This is a genomic window from Paenibacillus sp. FSL H7-0737, assembly GCF_000758545.1.
Classification (GTDB): domain Bacteria; phylum Bacillota; class Bacilli; order Paenibacillales; family Paenibacillaceae; genus Paenibacillus_AQ.
The window spans coordinates 4,256,099-4,279,791 of sequence record NZ_CP009279.1 but is presented as its reverse complement, the minus strand read 5'-3'; the positions used below and the strand labels follow the sequence as shown (position 1 = coordinate 4,279,791).

The window sequence follows — 23,693 nt, the reverse complement described above, 5'->3', positions numbered from 1 at the left end:
TATTATCTTTAAGTATCTCAGTAATATCTTTTTTGAATTAAATCGCATATCAAAGAGTATTTCTCGTATTAATATCTCTTTGTTACAATCAGATTGTTATCTAAAGGAGGGTAAAAATGAACTATCGCAAATTAGGAACGAGTGGCTTACATCTAAGTGAGATTGCTTATGGTAATTGGATTACACATGGTGCTCAAGTGGACAATGATACTGCCCATGCTTGTGTTCGCGCTGCATTGGATGTAGGGATCACAACATTTGATACTGCAGATGTATATTCCGATACGAAAGCTGAGATGGTGCTGGGCCAAGCATTAAAAGGAGTGCACAGAGCTGATATCGAATTGTGTACCAAGGTGTGCCATCCCACAGGGACGGGACGTAACGCAAGAGGTCTGTCCCGCAAGCATATTATGGAGGCGTGCCATGCCTCACTGAACAGATTACAGACCGATTACATTGATATCTATTATGCGCATCGCTTTGACGCAACAGTATCCCTTGAAGAGACCTTCTTGGCTTTTTCGGATCTGGTGCGTCAAGGTAAGGTTCTCTATGTCGGGATAAGTGAGTGGACGGCGGATCAGATAGCAGAAGGTGCTGTTTTGGCGAGGGAATTGAAGGTGCCATTGGTGGCTAGTCAACCTCAATATTCGATGTTATGGCGCGTAATGGAGACGGAGGTAGTTCAAGCTTGTGAGCGGGAAGGGATTGGACAGGTGGTCTGGTCACCGCTTGCTCAAGGGATTCTTTCAGGCAAATATATGCCAGGGCAACCATTGCCAGAGGGTTCTCGTGCTTCAACAGCTGCGGGCTCACCTTTTATGAATAAATTGGCGGGTCAATGGCTTCGGACTGAGGTGCTTGAGGCGATCTCGAATCTCTCTACCATCGCCAGTGAAGTTGGGTTGACGCTTCCGCAATTGGCTATAGCATGGGTGTTGCAAAATCCACAAGTCTCATCTGCAATTATTGGGGCATCCAAGCCTGAGCAAGTAATAGAAAATGCCAAAGCTGCGGGAGTTCGTCTGGATAGGGAAGTGATGATGCAAATCGATAGAGTGCTAGAAGGACTCGTTGAACGTGATCCTAGAAAAACGGGCTGAATATTATATCATTCACCATTAATAACTTCTGAACTCATTTGTCCTATGATCTCTAGTAACGCGGATAAGGAGGCACGATCGCAATCGGTTCTCCAAGCGGCATAAAGGGGAATCGATGGTGTGCTTTCTTCAAAGGGACGAAATGTGACACCTTCACGCTGAAAAATAGCAACTGAAGAGGGCACAATGGAAACTCCAAGATTAGCAGCTACCAAATTTACAATGGTGTACATCTGAATGGCTTCCTGTACAACATTCGGATACATGTCGTGTTGGGCGCAGAAGCTCATAATGAGGTCATGAAAAGGTGCTCCTAAATGACGTGGAAACGATATAAACGGCTCTAAAGCTAAAGAGCGAATGGATAACACCGGTAAATGAGCTAGGTGATGCTGCTCTGGCAAAACGGCAATTAGCGATTCATTGACTAAGGGACGATGCTCGATATGTTTGCCCGACTCTGTATAACGTACAAATCCAATGTGAATCGTTCCTTCATGTAAAGCCTGCCACTGCTGAGCAGACGTCATCTCATGTAATGTGAGTTGTACTTGTGGATAACGTTCCCGAAACATTTTTAACATATCAACCAATACTCCGCCAGCTGCAGAATCAATAAATCCAATGTTCAAATGTCCGATAATTCCTTGATCGACTAATTGTGTTGTTTTAATAGAGCGTTCCAGTTGAGATAAAATGGATTTAGCCTCCTCTAGAAATACCGCCCCGGCTGGCGTTAAACGAACTTGTCTTTTGTTCCGTTCTAATAGTTTCACACCAATCTCATTCTCCAGAGCTTGAATTTGCTGGCTTAAGGGAGGCTGCGTCATATTCAGCTTCTCTGCTGCACGGTTAAAATGCAGTTCCTCTGCTACTGCGATAAAGTATTGCAATTTTTTTATGTCCATACTGTTCAATCTCCCTTGAAATGCTTCTCCAAGCAAGTATAAGGATCTTTGAACGAAAATGAAAGGAAGGGCTCATCGTCCCCCCATAAGCCTCTCACCCCATCTTAATTTTTGACAAAAAACATTATTGCAATTGGATCGTAGAATTTGTTAAAGGGGACTAGAGATGGTTTTATTCGAGTGCACGATGCGCTAGACTAGATATGACGAACTGTTTAGATTGGTCATAAGGGGGAGAACGACGATGATAAGAGGATTAACAACAGCAGGCTTGGGTGAACTCAGTTCTAATGAAGAATATATCAGACTTGCGAGCCAATTTGGCTTTCAGTCGATAGACGCAAATCCATTAGAGTTAGTGCAGCAGTATGGTAAGGATGGGGCTGTTCAATTGCTGGAAAGCCATGGAATCATGCTAGGATCATTTGGTTTAGTGGTAGATTGGCGCACAACAGAGGAAAGCTTTAGAGAAGGGTTGAAATCGCTTACCCAAATGGCTGAGGCCGCTGCTGCATTAAATTGTACGACATGTTGTACATATATTTTACCTTCGACAGATCTTCCGGTCGCAGCTTTTATGATTGCAGCCACAAGACGTTTAAGACTATGCGCGGAAATATTAGGCGCTTATGGAATTACATTAGCATTAGAGTTCGTAGGCCCTCATCACTTACGTACACAATGGGCAAATCCACTGATCTGGACGATGCAAGATACGTTGAGCTGGATGGAGACGATTCAAGTAAGGAACATCGGATTGTTATTGGATTCTTACCATTGGCATACGAATGGATTAACGAGTGAGGATCTGTTGAAATTACAACCGCATCAAATTGCATATGTCCATATTAATGATGCTAAACCTCTACCGATAGTGGAATTGTTAGATTTCGATCGATTGTATCCAGGAGAAGGTTCTATTGATCTCACAGGATTCTTGGGAAGCCTGAAAAAGATCGGGTATACCGGTGTGATCGCCCAAGAAGTTCTGGCGCCGGCTTCCGCGCAAAGTTCATCTGAATTATTTTCTCGTTCTAAAGCAGGCTTCGATAAAGTATTCTCATCATTGAAAAACGTACCCATATAGATTGAACTTGAAAATATTCAAAAAAGGGAAAAGTGGTGGAAGGGAATTTTGGAACTGTAGGAGCGGTAGCGTCCGCCCGAAAGCTTTCCGTAGGAAAGCTCGCTTCGAAAGCATAGGCAGTCTGCGGATTTCAACCGTTAAGAACGGTATAAATCAAGAAATCTGCAGACAACAGCGGCCGGAAGTCCAAACATTCTCTGGAGTCGCGACCAACCCGAAATAGGAAAATCATCAGATCAATCTATATAGCATTTGATGATCTCGCGTAAATTAAGTTCTATAAAAACTTCTGCCAAAGTGTTGGTAGAAGTTTTTTTCTGTTAGCAAACGCTCTCCCCATGTGATAGTATTTCACTAAAATACGGAGATGATTATTTAGCGGATCCAATGTTAGTGAGAGGGGAACAGTCGTGTCGATTCGGATAAAATTACTGTTATCTTATACGGGAATGCTAGTCGTTAGTTTACTTATCATCGTAATGACGGCAGCTTTATTTACAATTGCATCTACAGGAGATGTTCACAGTCTTCGGGATTTTTATAAAGTGCACTATCAATTAAATCCGTTGTCGGAGCAAGAGGAATCTATTTTTTTAGAATTAAAGTATTTAGCCAAGCATGACCCGGATGAATTGCAGAACAAGGATTTGTTACTGGAATATGATTTTAAGCTAAAGACTGAGAAAGCGGGACTATTTGTAAGGCGAGTGAATGACCCTGTTTTTGAATCGCGCACCTTCAATCAACCTGAATTAAAGGATGCTTTACCTCCTTACGATCTCAATAACTATCAGATTCGTAACACGTTTAATATTAAAGAAAGATTTTATGGCTATGCCAAATTTGACTTTAAATATTCGGATGGGGCGAAAGGCAGTGTTTTCGTCATCAAAGAGCATAGCCCTTTTGCGGAACTCACACGGAGGCTGCTACCGATCTTTTCATTGATATTAATTGGCGTTCTTGTGATTGCGAATGTGCTATTATATCGCTGGATTACACGAAGTGTTATTAAGCCACTGAACAAGTTAAGGGATTCCGCAGAACGAATTCAAGAGGGTGACCTCCAATTTGAACTTAACCTGCAGTCCAAAGATGAGATTGGGGAGTTAAATAAAGCGTTTGAGACGATGAGACAGAGGTTGCAAGAGTCAGTGAACCTTCGTCTGCAATATGAGGAGAATCGGAAAGAATTAATCTCAAATATTTCACATGATTTACGTACTCCGATTACGAATATTAAAGGGTTTATTGAAGGCATACGAGATGGTGTCGCCAATACACCTGAGAAGATGGACATGTACGTCGACATTATTTATAACAAAACTATTGGAATGGATAAATTGGTTGATGAATTGTTCCTTTATTCCAAGCTGGATTTGAATCAGGTTCCGTTTTCGTTCGAGGCTGTGGATATTATTGCATTCCTCGAGGATTGTATCGAAGAGATGCGCTACCATAACGAAAATAAAGGAGTTTCATTTCATCTGGACGACCATAACTCCGAGCGTATTGAGGTTATAGCAGATTTGGATAAATTAAAGCGGGTATTACTGAATGTAATTGGAAATGCGCTGAAGTATATGGACAAGCCGGACCCTTTCATCCGTTTTTCTTTGCAAGTGGATAGCGAATGGGTGACTGCTGAAGTGAAGGATAATGGAATGGGTATTGATGCCGAAGCTCTTCCACATATCTTTGAACGGTTTTATCGTGCAGAGCCTTCTCGGAACCTATCGACAGGCGGTAGCGGACTTGGTCTTGCGATAGCTCGTCAGATTATTGAAGGGCATGGTGGGTCGATATGGATGGAAAGTGAACCAGGTGTGGGATCAAGCTTGTTCTTTACTTTGAAGCGAACGACCGATGAAGGAGGATTTCATTCGCATGACAAGGATTCTGATTATTGAAGATGAGGCAACGATAGCGCAATTGGAAAAGGATTATTTTGAGCTGAACGGTTTTGCCGTTGATATATGTCATACAGGTTCTGAGGGGCTTGGGCAGGCTCTTGAAGGGGATTACAATCTTATTATCGTAGATTTGCAGTTACCTGGCATCGATGGCTTTGAATTATGCCGCCGTATTAGGGAGGCTAAGGAAGTGCCGATCTTTATCGTATCTGCGAAAAAAGAGGAGATCGATAAGCTTCGGGCGTTTAATCTCGGAGCGGATGATTATATTACGAAGCCCTTTAGTCCAAGTGAATTAGTGGCAAGAGCGAAAGCGCACCTAACTAGATATGAACGCATGCTCAGCAAGCTAGAGCCAATGGAGAAGCATGAGCTCCAAATCCGTGGAGTTCATATCGATAAAAATTCCCGCAGAGTGTTTGTACGTAATCATGAGGTTTTGTTTACCGCGCGGGAGTTCGATGTACTGGTCTTTTTAGCGAGTCATCCGAATCGGGTATTCAGCAAAGATGATTTATTCGAACGGGTCTGGGGGATGGACTCCAGCGGAGATATCGCAACGGTTACGGTTCATATTCGCAAAATACGGGAGAAGCTGGAATCGGACCCCTCGAACCCACAGTATATTGAAACAGTGTGGGGTGCGGGATACCGATTTACGGTGTAATGGCATTTTCTTGACGATTTTCGATATTTTTAAGCTCTAGTTAATACTTTATTAATAAATCGTTTCTGGGGAGTTTATTTCTTTCAATTATCATTTAGTTATAGACATGAACAACAAATAACTTAATGATCTTAGGGGGAAATATAGTGAAAATCGTAGCTAAAAAAGCAGCAGCATTAATGGTCGCAGCAACACTAGGAGCAACCTCTTTATCCTTTGCGGTGTTAAATGTACAAGCAGCACCTACATCAGGCAACATAGGAATATCCGCAGCTGCATCTAAGTTATCAGATAAAGAAATTCAAGAAGCCGTTGAAGTACTTGCGGGATTAGGTGTGTTACAGGGCTATGCAGATCATTCGATGGGTGTGAACAATCCAATCAATCGTGCAGAATTAGCGAAAATGGTAGTATTGACTTTTAAATTACAAAGCACTGAAGAGAACACTGCCCCAATCACCGATGTGAACTCGAACGTATGGTATTACAAATATGCGTCAGTACTTGTTGGTTTAGGGATAATGGAAACGGAAGATGGTAAATTTAGCCCTAATAAAACGGTAACGGATGAAGAAATCGTGCAAGTTGTATCGAAGGCGTTGAAGCGTGACGTCTTATCGGTTAACTACTGGGTTAATCAATTGAATTCTACTACTGAACCCGCAACACGTGGCGAAACAGCGGCCTTACTGAATACAGCACGTAAAGCAATGCCATCCGATAAAGCTCAAATTACAAGTGTGAAATCGATCAATGAAATTACATTAATCGTAACCTTAGATGCTCCTTTGACAGCTGAGAATGAGGTGTTTGCTAAAGTAAAAGAAGATTTTGTATTCAATGACGGTCTAACCTTAACGAATATGCCGCGGCTGAAATCGGGTTCTGTTGCAACGTACATTGTTCCTACATCGGTGCAAAAAGCTGGAACAACCTATAATTTAACGTACAAAGGTAAGAATGCAGGATCATTTGTAGGAAACGCAGCCAAGGTGGATATGACAGCAACCACTCAGGTAACCAGCGACACCTTTGAGATTGAAGCACTGAAAACAAATGGCGTCATTGACTATGGATATGTCATCTCTGCATACAGTGGTGGACGTGGTGCTAACGCATTTGTTTTGGATGAGAACAACAGAGCAAATGGCATCACGTATCAAATCATTCCTTCCATGCAAGGTAGACAAGTAACGATTACCCCAGAAGGTGGAGAATCCATCGTTGCCAAGTATGTTCCATTTACACAATCAACAGATGGTAAGATTGAGCCGAAATTCCGGCTTCCTGAAGGACAAGTCTTGAAACCGGGTGTGAAATATACCGTAACATCTGACTGGGCCAATATAGCAAATCCTTCATTCGAAGCAAAAGAAATATCTCCACTGCAAATCTCTGGCGCTGAAGCTGTCAGCGATACATCCATCAATGTATCCTTGGCTCAAGACCCTGGCGATGAATTGTTTTCGGGCCGTAGTGTACAACTAACCGCTCCAAACGGAGACAAATGGGTTGCAACCTATAAATTCTCCAGTCGTAAAGGTGCTGTTGGTGTATTCGATATTACGAATAGCGGTAAATTGGCTGCTGGGACAGTGTATACTGTAACACCACTAGGCGCATGGGCAACCTCTCAAGCCACATTCACTTCGAAATAAGGCGAGTCTACATGAAAGGTGTTGAATGTCATGCGCTTTCTTGTCTTAACACTCTTCCTCTTTATTTCAGGATGTCAGATCGATGATTTCAAGGTGTTAAACAGCCAAGAGCAGCAATCAACTCAGGAGGTGAACAATGAAATGGATAAGCTGAACCAAGCGTTGTTAGCTGCTACCCGTGAAGGGGATAAGGAGCTTATAATAAAACTATTAACAGACGGTGCAGATATTGATGTTACAGATAATGAGGGTAGAACGCCCGCTTTAATCGCTGTACACACGAATCAACTGGATATATTCAAATTATTGCTTGAACAAGGTGCCAACATCAATATCCGCGACAATCGCTCGGATAATCCACTTCTTTATTCAGGCGCTGAAGGAATGCTTGATTTTGTGAAGGTATCTATTGCTGCAGGTGCTGATACCTCAATTGTGAATAGGTTTGGGGGGACCGCACTCATCCCTGCTGCAGACCGTGGTCATGTGGATATTGTGAAAGAACTTCTTACAAGTTCTGACGTCAATATTGATCATGTCAATAATCTGGGTTGGACTGCATTACTAGAAGCTATCATACTAGGCGATGGGGGCAAAGAACATCAGGCTATAGTGCAATTGTTAATACATCATGGTGCTGATATTCATATAGCAGATTCTAACGGAGTTAGTCCCTTACAGCATGCGCAAAATAGGGGTTATCAAGAAATGGTAGAAATGCTAATGAACAAGAGTAGTGATTCGATATAATTTTTAAAAAAGGAACTCCGCTCAAAACGGAGTTCCTTTTTTTTGTCCTTTGAAACTAGGATTACCCACCTCTATAAACCTCATAATATAGTATAATCAGACTATAATATTCAATAGTGGAAGATGGGAATATAGCACTATTAAATTTATCGAAGAATGAGGCGTACATGAGAACTTCGGAGAATAAAATTAAGTTAAGTCATATGTTATACATAGTAGTATTTATCGGTCTCTTGATTGTTGTGCGATGGGGCTGGCATAATCATTTTTCGTTGTCCAATCCACCTGCTGTGAAACAAGGTGTATTAGATTTACGTGGGGTGGATATTGAATCACTAAGCTCCTTTCCGCTGGATGGTGAATGGGAATTCTATCCTGAACAATGGGTGAACGCTACCAATATTAACAACGCTACGAAATGGCAGAGGCTTCAGGTGCCGGGTAACTGGACTTATAAATTCAATCCGGCAGATCAAGAGAAGGCATATGGATACGGAACTTATCATTTGCGTATTCTGCTGGATCAACCCTTATCTGAGCCGCTTAGCTTTTGGTTTCAATCGGTCTATACTGCTTCTGAAGTGGAGATTAATGGAACAGTCCTCTCACGATTCGGTAAGTTATCTGAAGAGAAAGAAGGCCATGTTTCTGTCACGAAGTCATTCTTGATCAGTTATGTACCGACAGATCAGAACCAAATGGATCTATTTGTTCGAGCGTCAAATTACGGGTCTCCGTTAAAAGGAGGCATTGTTAGGTCTGTAGAGTTTGGCATTCAACACGAGATAGATACAGTCTACTGGAATTCCATTGGCTTGCAGCTAGTTGTAGGGGTATTGCTTTTGATTCACGGGCTCTATTTACTGATTATTTATTTGATGGATGTGCGAAAAACAGAGTTGATTATTTTCTTTTCGATGATGGTCGCAGCAGCTGTATCTATTGGGGTTGAACATAATGGACTATTGTTCCGGTTTCTTCAAGTTGATTTTGCCTGGACATTGAAGCTAAAGGTTCTTTCATACATAGGGTTTTGCTTGTTTCTGTTCCTCATGGGAAGAGAGCTCTTTGGGAACCTGCGGAAAGGTAAGGCTTTTTATAGTTATATCCTCTCACTCCTCGGTTTTACCCTATTTATAATCTTTGGTCCAGAAGAGACAGTGCTGTATTCGATCGAAAAAGGGGTCTATATGATCCTGTATTACATTCCAGTATTTTGGACGGCTTATTATTTTATGAAAATGGTATTTATTCAAGCTGAGGGAGCTCTATTTTTATTATGTTCAGTGCTAGCTGTGATTAATAATATATTGTGGGCGTCTGTCTATTACGCAGGAACCTCACAATTCATGTTTTATCCTGTAGATTTAATTGCTGCACTTGCCGCTTTTTCTACTTATTGGTTTAGGAGATATTTTCATCAATCCCATCAAAATGTGTTACTGAATGCTCAATTGGCTGAATCGAACAAATTAAAGGATCGTTTTTTGGCCAATACATCTCATGAACTACGGACTCCTTTGCATGGGATTATGAATATTGCTCAGAGTGTGCTCATAAGAAAGAAACATGTACTGGATGAAGAGAGTCAACGTGACATGGAACTGCTAATAATGGTCAGTCGGCGGATGTCGCTCATGCTGAACGATTTGCTAGATGTAGTGAGATTGCAGGATAAACGGATTGTGATGAACATCAAGGTGGTGCAAGTAAGGTCCTTGGCTGAGGGCGTGCTGGATATGTTACGCTTCCTGACCGGTGAGACTAAGGTGGAGCTTCGCATGGACATTAATGAGGATTTGCCGTGTGTATATGCTGATGAGGAACGATTGGTACAGATTCTGATTAATCTAGTTCATAATGCGCTTAAGTTCACCGAACAGGGAAGTGTTGTACTGTCAGCAGAACAAGTGGATGGGCAGGTATGGATCCATGTTACGGATACAGGAATTGGTATGGATGAGGCACTGAGAAAGCGTGTATTTATGCGTTATGAACAAGGAGCTTACGGTGAAGGTGGTATCGGTCTGGGTCTTAGTATTTGTAAAGAGTTGGTTGAGCTGCACGGTAGTGAATTATTATTGCAATCGCAGCCGGGCAAGGGAAGTAAGTTCAGCTTCAAATTACCTGAAGTAAATGAGAGTGTACAGTCTTCCATTTCTGATATTCATATAGAAAAAGATACGGACCCATTGTCACCTTTCAGTGAATGGATCACTGCTGAGGTATCTACTATGGTGGCCGCCACATACTCCACGAAGGAAGTAGAGCCACTCTCGAATACAGACGCTGATATTATTCGTGTTCTGGCGGTTGACGATGATTCGGTCAATCTAAAAGTTTTGCAAAATATTTTGTCAGATGGAACATATCAGATGGTGACTGCGACTTCTGCACGTGAAGCGCTGGATAAGTTAAACCATGATCGATTCGATCTGATCATCGCTGATGTGATGATGCCGGGTATGTCTGGTTACGAAATGACTAGATTAGTCCGCGAGCGGTTTACGATGTATGAATTACCTATTATTCTACTGACTGCACGCAGTGAGCGGGAAGATGTCTATGCGGGCTTCTTGGCTGGAGCAAACGACTATGTTACCAAGCCGGTAGATGCAATGGAGTTGAAGTATCGTGCCTTATCACTTTCATCTATGAAGCGAGCGGTCAATGACCGGTTGAGGATGGAGGGTGCTTATTTACAAGCGCAGATCCATCCACACTTTCTCTTCAATACACTGAATTCGATCATGTCCTTAAGTGACTTTGATACTGCCAAAATGAGAGAGTTATCAGATGCGTTCACAGCTTATCTGCGCATAAGTTTTGACTTCTTAAATGCAGGCAAGCTCGTTACGCTGTCACAGGAGCTTGAGCTGGTGGAGAATTATATATATATCCAGCAGCAGCGTTTTGAGGAGAGACTCCATGTAGAATGGAAAGTAGATGCGAATCTTGAAATGTTGATGCCTCCGCTTACGATTCAACCACTAGTTGAGAATGCTGTTCGACATGGCGTTTTAAGTCGGGCAAAAGGTGGGACACTGCGTATTCATATTGAGACACGTGCGGATGCTGTTCATTTTAACATTGTAGATACAGGGATTGGAATGGACGAAGCACAAGTCAGCATGCTGTTAAATCCGAATGGATATAAGAATCAAGGTATTGGACTGCTTAATACGGATAGAAGATTGACACAACTATATGGACGTGGCTTGCAAATTCAAAGTATCCCTGGTTTGGGAACTACGGTGTCATTTATCATACCTGATAAAGATTGATTGTGATCATGGGGGAACTCCTTGGAGTTATCCCTTTTTGGTGTTTTCTTTAGGAATTTATGTGAATATTTCATTATTGTTGCATCATTGATTGTAAAAATAAAAGCTACCTGCCATTATTACAGAGAAAGGAAAATTTGTAATCAAAAAATCATTCATGATAGGAGAATTAGAATGACTAATAACTTATTTGTAAACGAGACAAGAGAACAACTGAGCTGGATGAATCGCCCCGAGCGTTGGGAGTTTACAGACTTAGATGAGCTTACAATAATTGCACCACCTAAATCGGATTTTTTCCAAGACCCGGCAGGAAAACATATGGTAAGCTCAGCGCCATTCTTATCTATACCTGTTGGAGATTCTTTTGAATTGACAACCAGACTTCGTGTCGAAATGCGCCATAAATATGATTCAGGATGTCTCATGTTTATGATGGACCATTATAACTGGGCCAAAATTTGCTTTGAGTTTGACGGACAGTATCCCATAATCGTGTCTGTGGTGACAAGGGAAGGGATGTCAGATGATTGTAACTCCGTACAAGTTGCTGTGGATAATCCATATTTGCGTATCACCAAGCAAAATCATTGTGTTACTTTCTCCTATTCAGAGGACGGAGCGAACTGGGCACTGATCCGATATTTTGGAATGAATAAAGGTGCTGAATGCGTAGCAGGTGTTGTCGCGCAATCCCCGCAGGGTGAAGGCTGCTCGATGAAATTCGAGTATTTGAGTTTGTCTGAATCGAAGGGTGAAAGCCGCTTCTAATGGATCAATTTTTAATAAACAATCCTTTTCGGTCTAACTGTAATTGTTTTGAAGTGAATTGGATGATGAATTCCTCCACGGCGGATATGGTAGCAATGATACATACAAAGACATTCCAAATGGTGTGATCGATGTGGAGAAGCCATAGAGGAGTTATAAATAAGAGGAGTCCGGTCAGTTTATTGCCATAGGTGTGAATGCTTGCGTAAGTTTTGAATCTTCGGAGGGCAACTCCTATCGATGTTATACGGATGACCGCGATCATGAAGATCCATATCATGATTTCGAGCGTAAGTCCCAGAAGCGGATATAGTGTAAATAAGGAGACCGCTAACAGTATCATGTCGGCTGCGGAATCCAGTTTTGCTCCAAGGCTACTTGTTGTGTTCGTCATTCTAGCAATAGGTCCATCGATCAGATCGGTGACCCCGCAAAGGATATAAATTACAAGGAAGGCCAAACTTAGCGGCTTGAGGAATAACAACAACATTGCCAAAATGATTCTGCCAAACGTAATTCCATTGGGTATTCCCTTCATCATTCAATCCCACCTTTGTAAACGACCTTATCTTATTTCTATTTTACCAGAGGAGTGCAAATTCTATAAAAAACAAGCCGGAGCGATTGAATCACGCTCCGGCTTGTTTCTATGTTTGTTAAAGCTTATTGCGCGGATACAGACTTGAACCATTCGTTAACTTCTTTAGTGATTTGGTCACCGCCATTGGATTTCCAATTGGCAACGAATTGGTCAAAGGAGTCTACTGGCAGTTTGCCATAAATAATTTTGTTGAAAGTTTCCATTTCGGACTGACGAAGCAGGTTCCATTTGGAAACCATCGTTGGTGTAGCAGCACCAGTAAAGTAGTTTTGTTTACGAACGTCTAGTTGTGACATAACCACTTTTCCTGCCGCCCAGTTTTCTGGTTTACGGAACTCTGCCATTTGTTTTTCATAAGGTGTTACAGGTGTCTCGCCGTCAGCAAGTTTAACCAAAGTCTTCATAAACAGATCAGGAATACGGGCCGGACCTGTTAAGAATGGGAATTCATTGGAGAAGTCTTTAATCTTGTCTTTATCACTTGTTGGTTCTCCATCAATCATATCCCAGTCGTAACCTTTAGCAAAGCCATATTCATATTGACTGCCTGCAGCAGGGTTAGCTAAGTTATCAAGCAAGTAGTTATAGTACAAGAAAATAGCTTCTGGATGCTTAGCATCCTTGTTAATCATGATACTAGCATTTACACCGGAATTCTGCCATTTGGTTCCAATCAAACCATCTGGTCCTGCTGGAACCGGATAACCTTTAATCTTCGCTCCAGGTACATTCTTCATAAGATCGGGAGCTGGCCAGTCTGGAACCCAGTTGGCGCCTGGCAGAATACCAGCTGCACCTTTCGTGAAGCTCTCAGCGGATTTACCTTCATCCCAAAGGGCGGAGTCCGTGTGAATATATCCTTTATCCATCCATTCGCTAAGCTTTGCGAGTGCTTGCTTAGCACCTGGGTTAATGGAACCATATTCAAGATTGCCATCTTTATCTTTGTTCCATTGTTCCTCAATTGTACCGTATGCCCCGAATAACCAGTCTAGTTGGCCCATCCAGGTATTTGTGTTGTTTTTCAAAGAAATTGCAAGCGGGTACACATCTTTAGGCGCTAACCCATCAGGGTTTTCGTTCTTAAATTTATCCATGATGTTCTCAAGATCGGCGATGGTCTTAGGCGCTTCCAGCTTCAGCTTTTCCATCCAATCTTCACGTAACCACAAGAGCGTATCATCATTGTCGGTATATTCAAGGATCGGCAGATTATATTTCTTACCGTCTTTAGTGAATGGGTACCAAAGTTCTGGATGTGCTGCAACGTGATCTTTCAGAATTTTGTTTGCATACTTATCAAACAACTCATCAATAGCGATGAACTGACCGGAATCAATAAGCTGATTGGTCAATACTGCGTTAGTTGGTGCAAAAACGAAATCAGGAAGCTTTTCGCCGGAAGCAATGGCAAGTTGAAGCTTTTGTCTGTATTGATCGTCATTTGCAGGATACCAAGTATCTTTATGCTTCATACCCAATGTTTCAAGCATCCAGCGATCGTGAACGTTGTTTTCTTTGGTATCACCTTGAACATACTTCTTAGGCATCAATACGGCACTGAACTCGATCGGTGGATCGTATTTGCCTTTTGCGAAAGCAGCATCTGCTTCGGATTGGGTATTATTGGTAGCGTTACCATTTTTGGCATTCTCATTAGATGTGCCGCTACTGCCACATGCTGTGAGAGTGATAAGTGCTGTGACCGTGAGAACCGACCACATTTTCTTGAACTTGATCATTCTTCAATTCCCCCTACTGTGTATGATCTTTACAAGTGTAACTTTAACAACTTGTCGGGGATGTCATCTATATGAGATTTTTAGTTTCGATAGGACTCTATCATGTTATTTGTTAGTATCTCTATATTCCTGCGGCGTTACCCCAAACTGCCGTTTGAATACTTTGATAAAATAAGCAGGGTCCATATATCCAATCTCCATGCTGATTTCATAGACTTTTTTATTGGTGGTCTTCAGCTTATGACAGGCACGATCCATCCGCAAGCGCGAGATATAATCGCTAATGCCTTCACCTGTTTCAATCTTATAAATTTTTGATAAATGGGTCGGATGGAGGTTTACATGGTCAGCGAGAACACGTAATGATACATCATCATGTAAGTTCTTATCCGTATAATCTTGAATTTTCTTTACATACTCGGAACGTATGTCTTTGATTTCGTTGGATGTGCCTTCTTTTAGATTGGCTAGAACACTTAGCGACCATTTTCTTAGTTTACTAATGCTGGTAAAAGCATCCCCACTTTGTAACGCTTCTATATCGGTCCCCATTAAGTTTGCTAGCGTATGACCATTGCGATGTGCAAGATTCGTGAAAGAAGCAGTAATTAAAAAGCCAGCTTCCATGCAATGCTCCCAGGATTCAGACCATTTCTCATCCAGCTCGGCACAGACGGCAAGCAATTTCTCTTCGGCCGCATCCCAATGTCCACTCTCCAGTAGATGAATCAAAGAGGGTGGAGTATAAAGAGCGTCTAAAGGCCCTTGTGTTGAGGGAAGCTCCAAGTCACTGACCCGCATAATGAATTCTCGCTCATCTCCGACAATTTGGCGGAAAGAGGAGGAGGCCTGATGAAAACGATTCGACAGCTGCTCAGGAAACTTGAACCACTCCGTGATTACAATGGATAGTGAGCCTTTCAGAAATTGCTTGACCTTATATTGAAGTTGTAAAGAAAGCTTCTCTAATATGGATTCTTTTCCAAGGTCAGCTCCTTGTTCTTTAAGCTGGAGCAGAAACACAAGATATCCATGTTCCTCTTTAACGCCCCAGACTTCCATAAATTCTCCCATAATCTCTTCAGCCATATTAATAATCGCATATTCAATCAAGGTTTGATCGGTATTATCAAATTCTCTGAATTCTTCTTCCATTCGTACCAGCATCAATGCGGCTTCTCCGGATTGAAAGGGCAGATCGTAACTCACGAGCTTCCGTTCCCATTCACCGGCTTGAAAACGATGACCTTGTAAGGCATCCAGTAGCAATCGCCCCCGTAAAACAGGGAGGTTCTCACGGAGGGTAAACTGGGTTCGTTTAAGAGAACTTATAAGCTCCCATTCAGCATTCAATTGATTGATCGCATTTTTGACTGCTCCGAGCAATTCGTCATCAGTCGGCGGTTTAAGCAAGTAATCCACGGTCTTGTTCTGAAGTGCTTTTTTGGCATAATCGAATTCTGAATGGCCGGATAAAATAATACATTTAATTTTTTTGTTATGTTTTCTTATCCGCTCTATCAATTCGATTCCCGTCATTTCTGGCATTTGAATATCTGAGATTACTATATCAATGGGATGCGTATCGATAATTTGTAGCGCTTCACGTGCGGAATAAGCTTTATGCACATGTTCAATTCCTAGCGTATGCCAGGGTTTAGTCATGGAAAGATTATCTACCCAGTGTGCTTCGTCGTCTACTATGATCATCTGCATGTTGTTAGTCTCCTTGATGTTCCTTTAATTTATAACTATCATCCTCAGTTGGGATTTCCCAGATAATTTCTGTTCGGAATCCACCGAGAGGGGATGGCTTGAAGGTAAGACTTGAATGATTGCCGAACAGGTGAATGATCCGCTGATTTGTATTCCAAAGACCACAACCCATTTCCTCCTGCAAAGGCTCCTGCATTTTACGGTTTAATGCTTCTAGCTGATCGGGATTCAAGCCAGGACCATCGTCATCGATATAAATTCTACAGAAACCGTTTGACTTCTCACCACTAATCTTGATCTCACCTGATGAATAGGACTTCGCTACTCCATGAATCACAGAATTCTCCACCATAGGTTGAAGCATTAGGCGAGGTACAGATTGGCTAAGCATATCCTCAGGAATATCAATATGATAATCAATTCTGCCATTACGCAGTTTCTGGATATCTAAATAGTTGACTAAGAGCTTGATTTCTTCCTCCAAAGAAGCCGTCTCCCGTTCCATCCGGGTGGTATAACGATAGTAAGCACTTAGATTATAAGCCATTGAGACGACTGCGTCCTCATCTTTCATCTGGGCCATATTGATAATATAACCAAGACAGTTATAGAGAAAATGTGGATTAATTTGCGCTTGAAGCTGCTTGAGGGTAGCTTCTCTAGCACGGATCTTTTCATTAAATACATTTTCTATCAGGTCTTGAATTTGATGGGACATATCGTTAAAACGACGGAACAGAAACGAAAACTCATTTTGCTCATTGCTATGAAGCCGTACGGAGTAATCTCCTTGCTGTACGCGCTGTAAACCACTGACTAGTTTTTTAATCGGATATTGAACGTTTCTATACAGCAGAATGGAAGAGGATACTCCCACAACAAACAGCAGAATCATTGTGATATAGAATAAATCTCGACTAAGAGAAATCGGTTTGAGAATTTGATAAAGGGGGACAACATCTACTAGATGCCAATCCAAAGAGGCTGATTTCACAGAACTGACCAAATAGTTCTTCCCATTTAGCTTCACTACATCCTGAGTTGTATTCTCCGGAGAGTGATTATCCAGGTAATTAACTAGTTCGTCGGATAGCTGCTTGTCCGCGCTACGGTTGAGGATCGGTTTCTCCCCTTTGTGATAGAAGAACGGATCGCCTTGCCCACCTGCTTTGTACGAATCGAGCATGTTCTGAATGTTCGTATAACTGAAGCTGGCTTCAATGACTAGGCTACTTCCTGTTAATGTCCCCGGCTGAGCTAAGGAATCCGTTAAGAACCAGTAAAAGGATTTTAAATCGCCTTGAGATTCCACACCATGATCACCATACGTCCATCTTCCGCTCATATTTGCTTTTAAATAATCCTCATCATACCCGATGGGTCTGTCGTAATTGGCGATGACATCTTTATTCTGCTGTGAATGAACGGCGTATCTGGTCGGCCAAATATCTGTAACCCCAGCTTGAAGCACCATCTTTTCCTGGAGAATATATCTGGTCTGCATCTGATCATATCGATCTTCCCATACATTTAGTCCATTGAATGCCCTGACGTTGGGATCTCTTGAGAGAATAAGGGTGAAGTCCATCATCTGATTAATTCGAGAATCGATCTGATTGGATAAAAAAGTGAGTTGTTTCGTATTGGACGTCTGCAACTCTTTGCCAACAACCTCGAAGGTGACGTTATTTGAAAAGGTATACATGATAATGATGGGAATGAATAGGAGTATGATCAAGCTGTTTATTTTGGCAAACAGACTAAATCGAGATTGTAAGTTTCCTCTAAGTATTGTAAAGCGCTTCCATAAATTCATAAATGCCCCTCCAGATGTTGTCCTAATAAAACCCTATCAAGCCTAACAATGTTATATAGTCAAACCTGAGAAACGCCTGATACTATTTATAGCAGAGATCCCCATCACACACAAAATATTTTTTTTGGGAACAGGAGAGAGCTATGGAGGCTAATATGGAGGTTAACTCGATACCACAGGCGAGCCTAGAAAGTCAGCCGAGTAAAAAAAGAAAAAAAGGCTTTAATCAACCATGGATTCTCCATTTTATGGTGTTGCCAGCGGCAATCATGGTTTTTATTTTTTCTTATATTCCGATGTCCGGAATTCTTATGGCATTTCAAGACTATAAACCTGCACTAGGTTTTTTTGATTCCGAGTGGGTCGGACTTAAGCATTTCAGGTACATGTGGGAGAATGATTATTTCCTGTCCATTACGTGGAATACGTTATTTTTTGCTTGCTCTAAAATTGTTTTGAACTTGATTATTCCGTTTATCTTCGCCTTATTGCTTAATGAGGTAAGAAGAATGGGCCTTAAAAGAACTATTCAAACACTCGTTTATCTTCCGCACTTTCTGTCTTGGGTTACACTTTCAGGGATTCTCATTGATATCCTTGCTCAGACAGGTATTGTCAATCAATTCCTCACATCTGTATTCGGCATCAAGCCGATTTTCTTCCTAGGAGACGGCAACTGGTTCAGGTTCACTATCATTGCTAGTGATGTTTGGAAAGAGTTTGGTTTCAATACGATTATCTTTTTAGCGGCACTTTCGGGTATCAATCCATCACTTTATGAAGCTGCTGAAGTGGATGGGGCGGGGCGTTGGAAACAAACGATGTATATCACAATTCCTGCGTTAATCCCAATCGCTATCGTAATCGCCACCTTGGCACTGGGTAATGTGCTCAACGCAAACTTTGACCAGATCTTTAACTTGTACAGTCCATTGATCTATCAGCAGGGAGATATCATTGATACTTTCGTGTATAGAGAAGGTCTACTAAGCGGACAGTTCAGTTTCGCAACCGCAGTTAATCTATTCAAATCGTTAATTAGCTTAGTCTTAATTGTAGTCTCTTACCGACTTGCTTATAGATTTGCAGGGTACAGAATTTTCTAGAAAGGATGACAACTGATGTACCATAAAACAATTCCATATCGAATATTCAGTATTATCAATAATGTGTGCTTGACTATCCTTTCCGTGCTCTGCCTGCTACCTTTGTACCACTTACTCATGGTATCTCTTAGTGCATCCGCACCTGCTAATGCTGGATTAGTCACATTCTGGCCGATTGGCTTTACCTTTGAAGCCTATGCAAAGACGTTTAATAATGTCAATTTCCTTAACTCCTTGTGGGTGTCTGTGGAACGGACAGTACTCGGAACAGGACTAGCGCTGGTAGTAAATACGGTTGCAGCTTATGCGCTGTCTAAGGAAACAAGAGTCTTTCGTGCAAGAAACGTTTATCTTTGGTATTTTGTTGTCACCATGCTGTTCAGCGGTGGTCTGATACCGGGTTACATTCTAATTCTGAAGCTTGGTCTTATGAATTCATTGATGGCACTTATTCTTCCTGGATTAGTTGCTGTATTTAACATCATTTTGCTTCTGAATTTCTTCCGTACCGTACCTAAAGATCTTGAGGAAGCAGCTTTTATTGATGGGGCAGGACACTTTCAGACCTTTGTGAAAATATATTTACCGGTCTCCTTACCTGTTATTGCAACCGTCTCTCTATTCCTTATGGTAGGACACTGGAACGCTTATTTTGACGGTATTATTTATATCAGAGATGCAGACAAGCTTCCGCTAGCGACGTTTATGCAGACGATTATCGTTCAGGCAGATATGTCTAAGCTTGATCCGGCAGCCGTTGCTAATTTATCACAACGAACCATCCGGGCCTCGCAGATTTTTATAAGTGCTTTGCCAATTCTATTGGTTTATCCTTTCCTGCAACGTTTCTTTGTAACTGGGATTGTGGTAGGTGCTGTAAAAGAATAATCTCTTTTTAGAAAAAGAGTTTGAAGAAGGAGCTACGGTTCTAGTCCAAGACTAGAACATGTAGCTCTTTTTTTATTTAGACGGATTTCATGGCTAAACTGGATAATTATTGAAAACAATAAAAATATTCAGAAAATTTTCATATGACGATCAAGCTAACATAGGCTATAATGAGGTCTAAAAAAGAAAAAAAAGAAAACGGGGCATAAGAATGAATCAATTTAAAGGTGAAAAAAATCTTCTCTCAGAGAAGAAGGAGCGTTTCTCTTCCGCCGGCTTTATTTTCGCAGCGATTGGGAGCTCAGTAGGACTGGGGAATATGTGGAAATTTCCGTATATCACTGGGGAAAATGGGGGAGCGGCTTTCTTCCTTCTTTTCATTGTATGTTTAGTGTTGATCGGTTTACCCGTATTGTTGGCAGAGTTGGCCATCGGTCGTAGCGGACGTGGAAGCGCGGCTACTGCATTTGTACGAGCCGGAGGCGGGAAGAACTGGATGGCAGTCGGATTTCTGCAAGTCCTTGCACCATTTTTAATTCTTTCCTTTTATATTATTGTTGCAGGATGGACGTTGAACTACGCAATGATTGCCTTCAATGGACAATTGTTCAGTTCCAGTAATTATGCAGGTGAATTCAGCTCCTTTATATCTGGACCTATGCCAATTGTTTGGCAGGGGATAGCAATCCTTATAACGGCGGGTGTTGTTATTCTTGGAGTATCAGGCGGGATTGAGAAATTTAATAAGGTATTGATTCCTGGTCTGGTTGTTCTCCTAATTGTATTGATGATTCGTGCGGTTACCTTACCAGGTGCAAACGAAGGAGTAGCCTTTTTCCTAAAACCAGACTTTTCGGTGCTGACGGCGGAATCTGCGCTAGTCGCTTTGGGACATGCTTTCTTTTCATTGTCGCTTGGGATGGGAATTCTCCTGACTTACGGCTCTTATGTGGATAAAAAACAATCGCTAGGAACTGCTGCACTCGCAGTCGGGGCAGGAGATTTGTTATATGCGTTTATCGCAGGATTGATTATTTTTCCGACGACATTCTCATTTGGCATTGCTCCTGATCAAGGTCCTTCGCTAATTTTCATTGCTTTGCCAGCAGCTTTCTCAGCAATGCCATTTGGTGCATTCTTTGGTGGTTTGTTCTTTATCTTGCTGGCGATTGCCGCTTTAACTTCTGCCGTATCTCTGCTTGAGGTGCCTGTATCTTTCGCGATGGAGCGCTGGAATTGGAGCCGGAAACGTTCAGTTTGGATTTTGTCATTAGTATGTTTCCTCCTCAGTATTCCTTCGGCGATGTCACTGGGAATGGTCCCTGAGCTATCGTTTGGCGGCAAAGCGTTGTTCGATTGGGTGGATTTTGTAACTTCTAACATTATGTTGCCACTAGGCGGTTTGTTGGTTACCATCTTTGCCGGTTATTTCTGGAAAGGGGCAGCAGAAGCGGCTGGGCTTAAGGCAGGTTGGTTCCGCGTTTGGTTGTTTATGCTCCGGTATGTTGCGCCGATTCTGGTGTTCTTGGTGTTGCTTCATACTTCAGGGATTATTAAATTTTAATTTAATTCAATTTCTAAAAAATCATCAAAAAAAGCTCTACGACCCTTGTGGTTGTAGAGCTTTTTTTGATATTGAAGATAAATACATTATTCCTCTAAATCCTACTTGACTAGGTGGATTAATTGGAATATAGTATAAAAAAAGATTGAACGAATCAATTCAAAACTAATAATTGTATACAATTATACAAATATATTGTTGAGGCTCTTGCCCGACAGATTATCGATGAGGAGCTACATAAATATGGCGATACGATCACGGAGGTTGTCAAAGGATAATACCTATGATGCATTAAAACAAAAAATTATTGATAGTGAATTAGAGCCGAATCAGCCTGTACATGAAGAAAATTTGGCAGCGTTACTAGGGGTTAGTCGTACTCCACTAAGAGAGGCGATACAGAGATTGGAGAACGAGGATTTTCTCATTCGACAGCCAAATGGAAGACTTCGGGTGGCTTCTGTGACACTCAAAGAGGTTGAAGAAATATTCCAAATTCGCAGCATGCTTGAAGGCTATATCGCAAGAAATGCAGCTAAGCATGCTACAGAGAACGATATTGTTAATTTAACGACGATGATTACAAAAATGAAACACTCCTTCCAACTTGGCGACAATCAGAATTTTGTAACCTATGGATTTGAGTTCCATGATTATTTATCAGAAATCAGCGAACTAAAAACATTCGAGAAAGTTCTGAATCAATTAAGAGATCATTCCCTTCGCTATTGTAGATTCGTCTCCATGCATGGAGATTGGAATACACAGGCGGATGAAGAACATGATCTTATCTTGCAAATGATCGCTGACCACAATGAAGATGGCGCTGAAAAAGCAATGCGAGATCATATTTTAAGCAGTCTAGCTACTGCACTTGACCGGATTAAAGGTATTGAAGAAAAGTTGGAAGCATAAAGAAAGGGGAGCACTTTACTATGAATATACTTAATGAGGTTGATCAAGCATTAGCGAATCAATTAATTGATGTTCGTAGAAACCTACATAGAGAGCCTGAATTAGCTTATGAAGAATTTAAGACCACAGAGAAATTACGGGAATGGCTGACCCATGCCAATATTCATATTCTAGACCTTCCTTTACAAACCGGACTTATCGCAGAGATCGGACAAGGTAATGGACCTGTTGTAGCTATTCGCTGTGATATTGATGCACTTCCGATAGAGGAACAGACTGGATTACCTTTTGCTTCTGAGATTCCTGGAAAAATGCATGCTTGTGGGCACGATTTTCACACGGCTACGATTCTAGGAGCTGCCTTATTGTTAAAGGCACGTGAAAGTGAATTGCCTGGCAAGGTTAGAGTATTGTTCCAACCAGCAGAAGAAACAGGGCATGGAGCGGAGAGTGTCTTAGCATCAGGAGGACTCAAGGGTGTTGACGCTATATTCGGTTTACATAATTCTCCAGACCTGCCTACAGGAGCTTTTGGAACAAGAACAGAAGCTTTAACAGCAGGTGTTGATCGGTTTGAAATTACGATTAAAGGTGTCGGCGCTCATGCTGCTTATCCTGAAAAAGGTGTGGATTCCATTGTCACTGCGGCTCAGATCATTACCTCGCTACAAACCATCGTAAGCCGCCAAAACAGTACTACAGAACCGGTGGTGTTAAGTGTCACCAGAATTAATGGGGGCTTCACATGGAATGTCCTGCCGGAAAAAGTGGAATTAGAAGGTACGGTGCGAACTTACAATGAAGAGAACCGTCACCAAATTCCAGTCCAAATGACTCGAATTATTGAAGGGATTGCTGCAGCTGCTGGGGCAGAGGCTAAACTACATTGGTATCCAGGACCACCAGCAACGATTAATCATGGCGAATGGGCTGACTTTACCAAAGAGGTCGCTTCAGATGCCGGATATATAGTACATGATATCCCTCCGCAAATGGGAGGAGAAGATTTCTCTTTTTATTTACAACAGATACCAGGTGCTTTTGTAAATATAGGATCAGGTCCAGCCTATGCTTTACATCACCCTCGGTTCGATGTGGATGAAGCTGCGATCTTACCCGCTGCGAAGTACTTCGCTTTATTGGCAGAACAAGCGCTGGTGAAGCTACAAGTCAAAGCTTAATTGATCTCCTAGACCTAAAT

At 41.8% G+C, this 23,693-nt stretch carries 18 protein-coding genes; 13 read left to right on the top strand and 5 right to left on the bottom strand.

Features of this window, described 5'->3' with window-relative positions; all coding sequences use genetic code 11:
- Nucleotides 1-116 precede the first annotated feature (116 nt).
- Entirely contained in the window at nt 117-1,106 is a 990-nt protein-coding gene (locus H70737_RS18775) for an aldo/keto reductase family protein (protein WP_042189570.1), read from the top strand.
- Between the two features lie 8 nt (nt 1,107-1,114).
- On the opposite strand, the gene H70737_RS18770 is transcribed toward H70737_RS18775, so the two are convergent.
- Entirely contained in the window at nt 1,115-2,014 is a 900-nt protein-coding gene (locus H70737_RS18770; protein WP_042189567.1) for a LysR family transcriptional regulator, read from the bottom strand.
- Nucleotides 2,015-2,258: 244 nt separating this feature from the next.
- Here H70737_RS18770 and H70737_RS18765 point away from each other — a divergent pair, with 244 nt between their 5' ends.
- The 7 genes from H70737_RS18765 (at nt 2,259) to H70737_RS18735 (ending at nt 12,144) form a co-directional block, all read left to right on the top strand.
- Nucleotides 2,259-3,101 (top strand): sugar phosphate isomerase/epimerase family protein, encoded by an 843-nt coding sequence (locus H70737_RS18765; protein ID WP_042189564.1) that lies wholly within the window; start codon nt 2,259-2,261, stop codon nt 3,099-3,101.
- Between the two features lie 410 nt (nt 3,102-3,511).
- On the top strand, nt 3,512-5,011 hold the full coding sequence (locus H70737_RS18760; protein ID WP_042189562.1) for a sensor histidine kinase: 1,500 nt from the start codon (nt 3,512-3,514) through the stop codon (nt 5,009-5,011).
- On the top strand, nt 4,989-5,681 hold the full coding sequence (locus tag H70737_RS18755; RefSeq protein ID WP_042189559.1) for a response regulator transcription factor: 693 nt from the start codon (nt 4,989-4,991) through the stop codon (nt 5,679-5,681). Before H70737_RS18760 ends, H70737_RS18755 begins: the two co-directional genes overlap by 23 nt.
- A 146-nt stretch (nt 5,682-5,827) precedes the next feature.
- Nucleotides 5,828-7,339, top strand: coding sequence for an S-layer homology domain-containing protein (locus H70737_RS18750; RefSeq protein ID WP_042189558.1), 1,512 nt, complete (start codon nt 5,828-5,830; stop codon nt 7,337-7,339).
- A 141-nt stretch (nt 7,340-7,480) separates the two neighbouring features.
- Nucleotides 7,481-8,089 (top strand): ankyrin repeat domain-containing protein, encoded by a 609-nt coding sequence (locus H70737_RS18745; protein WP_231573299.1) that lies wholly within the window; start codon nt 7,481-7,483, stop codon nt 8,087-8,089.
- Nucleotides 8,090-8,256: 167 nt separating this feature from the next.
- On the top strand, nt 8,257-11,373 hold the full coding sequence (locus H70737_RS18740; RefSeq protein ID WP_042189556.1) for an ATP-binding protein: 3,117 nt from the start codon (nt 8,257-8,259) through the stop codon (nt 11,371-11,373).
- Between the two features lie 174 nt (nt 11,374-11,547).
- A complete protein-coding gene (locus H70737_RS18735) occupies nt 11,548-12,144 on the top strand; it encodes a DUF1349 domain-containing protein (RefSeq protein WP_042189554.1) in 597 nt (198 codons plus the stop codon).
- A gap of 4 nt (nt 12,145-12,148) precedes the next feature.
- Here H70737_RS18735 and H70737_RS18730 read toward each other — a convergent pair whose 3' ends face one another.
- The 4 genes from H70737_RS18730 to H70737_RS18715 all read right to left on the bottom strand — a co-directional run bounded on the left by H70737_RS18730 (nt 12,149) and on the right by H70737_RS18715 (nt 18,019).
- A complete protein-coding gene (locus H70737_RS18730) occupies nt 12,149-12,685 on the bottom strand; it encodes a CDP-alcohol phosphatidyltransferase family protein (RefSeq protein ID WP_231573298.1) in 537 nt (178 codons plus the stop codon).
- Between the two features lie 122 nt (nt 12,686-12,807).
- Nucleotides 12,808-14,487 (bottom strand): type 2 periplasmic-binding domain-containing protein, encoded by a 1,680-nt coding sequence (locus H70737_RS18725; protein WP_042189552.1) that lies wholly within the window; start codon nt 14,485-14,487, stop codon nt 12,808-12,810.
- 105 nt (nt 14,488-14,592) lie between these two features.
- Entirely contained in the window at nt 14,593-16,203 is a 1,611-nt protein-coding gene (locus H70737_RS18720; protein WP_042189550.1) for a response regulator transcription factor, read from the bottom strand.
- A 4-nt stretch (nt 16,204-16,207) separates the two neighbouring features.
- Nucleotides 16,208-18,019 carry a sensor histidine kinase gene (locus H70737_RS18715; protein ID WP_042189548.1) on the bottom strand — a complete coding sequence of 604 codons (1,812 nt, stop codon included), beginning with the start codon at nt 18,017-18,019 and terminating at the stop codon, nt 16,208-16,210.
- Between the two features lie 155 nt (nt 18,020-18,174).
- Between H70737_RS18715 and H70737_RS18710 the strand changes: the two genes are divergently transcribed.
- The 5 genes from H70737_RS18710 to H70737_RS18690 all read left to right on the top strand — a co-directional run bounded on the left by H70737_RS18710 (nt 18,175) and on the right by H70737_RS18690 (nt 23,673).
- Complete coding sequence (locus H70737_RS18710) at nt 18,175-19,125, top strand: ABC transporter permease (protein WP_042132288.1); 951 nt, start codon at nt 18,175-18,177, stop codon at nt 19,123-19,125.
- Nucleotides 19,126-19,140: 15 nt separating this feature from the next.
- Nucleotides 19,141-20,013, top strand: a complete 873-nt coding sequence (locus tag H70737_RS18705) for a carbohydrate ABC transporter permease (RefSeq protein ID WP_042129067.1) — start codon at nt 19,141-19,143, stop codon at nt 20,011-20,013.
- Between the two features lie 211 nt (nt 20,014-20,224).
- Complete coding sequence (locus tag H70737_RS18700) at nt 20,225-21,577, top strand: sodium-dependent transporter (RefSeq protein ID WP_042189546.1); 1,353 nt, start codon at nt 20,225-20,227, stop codon at nt 21,575-21,577.
- A 243-nt stretch (nt 21,578-21,820) separates the two neighbouring features.
- On the top strand, nt 21,821-22,492 hold the full coding sequence (locus H70737_RS18695; protein WP_042189543.1) for a GntR family transcriptional regulator: 672 nt from the start codon (nt 21,821-21,823) through the stop codon (nt 22,490-22,492).
- Nucleotides 22,493-22,512: 20 nt separating this feature from the next.
- Nucleotides 22,513-23,673 (top strand): amidohydrolase, encoded by a 1,161-nt coding sequence (locus H70737_RS18690; protein ID WP_042189540.1) that lies wholly within the window; start codon nt 22,513-22,515, stop codon nt 23,671-23,673.
- Nucleotides 23,674-23,693: the final 20 nt, after the last annotated feature.

Bases quoted from the DNA above. Each gene is read 5' to 3' on its own strand.
- H70737_RS18765 (WP_042189564.1), top strand. From the start codon at position 2,259: ATGATAAGAGGATTAACAACAGCAGGCTTGGGTGAACTCAGTTCTAAT.
- H70737_RS18730 (WP_231573298.1), bottom strand. From the start codon at position 12,685: ATGATGAAGGGAATACCCAATGGAATTACGTTTGGCAGAATCATTTTG.
- H70737_RS18710 (WP_042132288.1), top strand. From the start codon at position 18,175: ATGGAGGTTAACTCGATACCACAGGCGAGCCTAGAAAGTCAGCCGAGT.
- H70737_RS18720 (WP_042189550.1), bottom strand. From the start codon at position 16,203: ATGCAGATGATCATAGTAGACGACGAAGCACACTGGGTAGATAATCTT.
- H70737_RS18775 (WP_042189570.1), top strand. From the start codon at position 117: ATGAACTATCGCAAATTAGGAACGAGTGGCTTACATCTAAGTGAGATT.
- H70737_RS18705 (WP_042129067.1), top strand. From the start codon at position 19,141: ATGTACCATAAAACAATTCCATATCGAATATTCAGTATTATCAATAAT.
- H70737_RS18700 (WP_042189546.1), top strand. From the start codon at position 20,225: ATGAATCAATTTAAAGGTGAAAAAAATCTTCTCTCAGAGAAGAAGGAG.
- H70737_RS18740 (WP_042189556.1), top strand. From the start codon at position 8,257: ATGAGAACTTCGGAGAATAAAATTAAGTTAAGTCATATGTTATACATA.
- H70737_RS18690 (WP_042189540.1), top strand. From the start codon at position 22,513: ATGAATATACTTAATGAGGTTGATCAAGCATTAGCGAATCAATTAATT.
- H70737_RS18725 (WP_042189552.1), bottom strand. From the start codon at position 14,487: ATGATCAAGTTCAAGAAAATGTGGTCGGTTCTCACGGTCACAGCACTT.
- H70737_RS18770 (WP_042189567.1), bottom strand. From the start codon at position 2,014: ATGGACATAAAAAAATTGCAATACTTTATCGCAGTAGCAGAGGAACTG.
- H70737_RS18715 (WP_042189548.1), bottom strand. From the start codon at position 18,019: ATGAATTTATGGAAGCGCTTTACAATACTTAGAGGAAACTTACAATCT.
- H70737_RS18735 (WP_042189554.1), top strand. From the start codon at position 11,548: ATGACTAATAACTTATTTGTAAACGAGACAAGAGAACAACTGAGCTGG.
- H70737_RS18695 (WP_042189543.1), top strand. From the start codon at position 21,821: ATGGCGATACGATCACGGAGGTTGTCAAAGGATAATACCTATGATGCA.
- H70737_RS18745 (WP_231573299.1), top strand. From the start codon at position 7,481: ATGGATAAGCTGAACCAAGCGTTGTTAGCTGCTACCCGTGAAGGGGAT.
- H70737_RS18755 (WP_042189559.1), top strand. From the start codon at position 4,989: ATGACAAGGATTCTGATTATTGAAGATGAGGCAACGATAGCGCAATTG.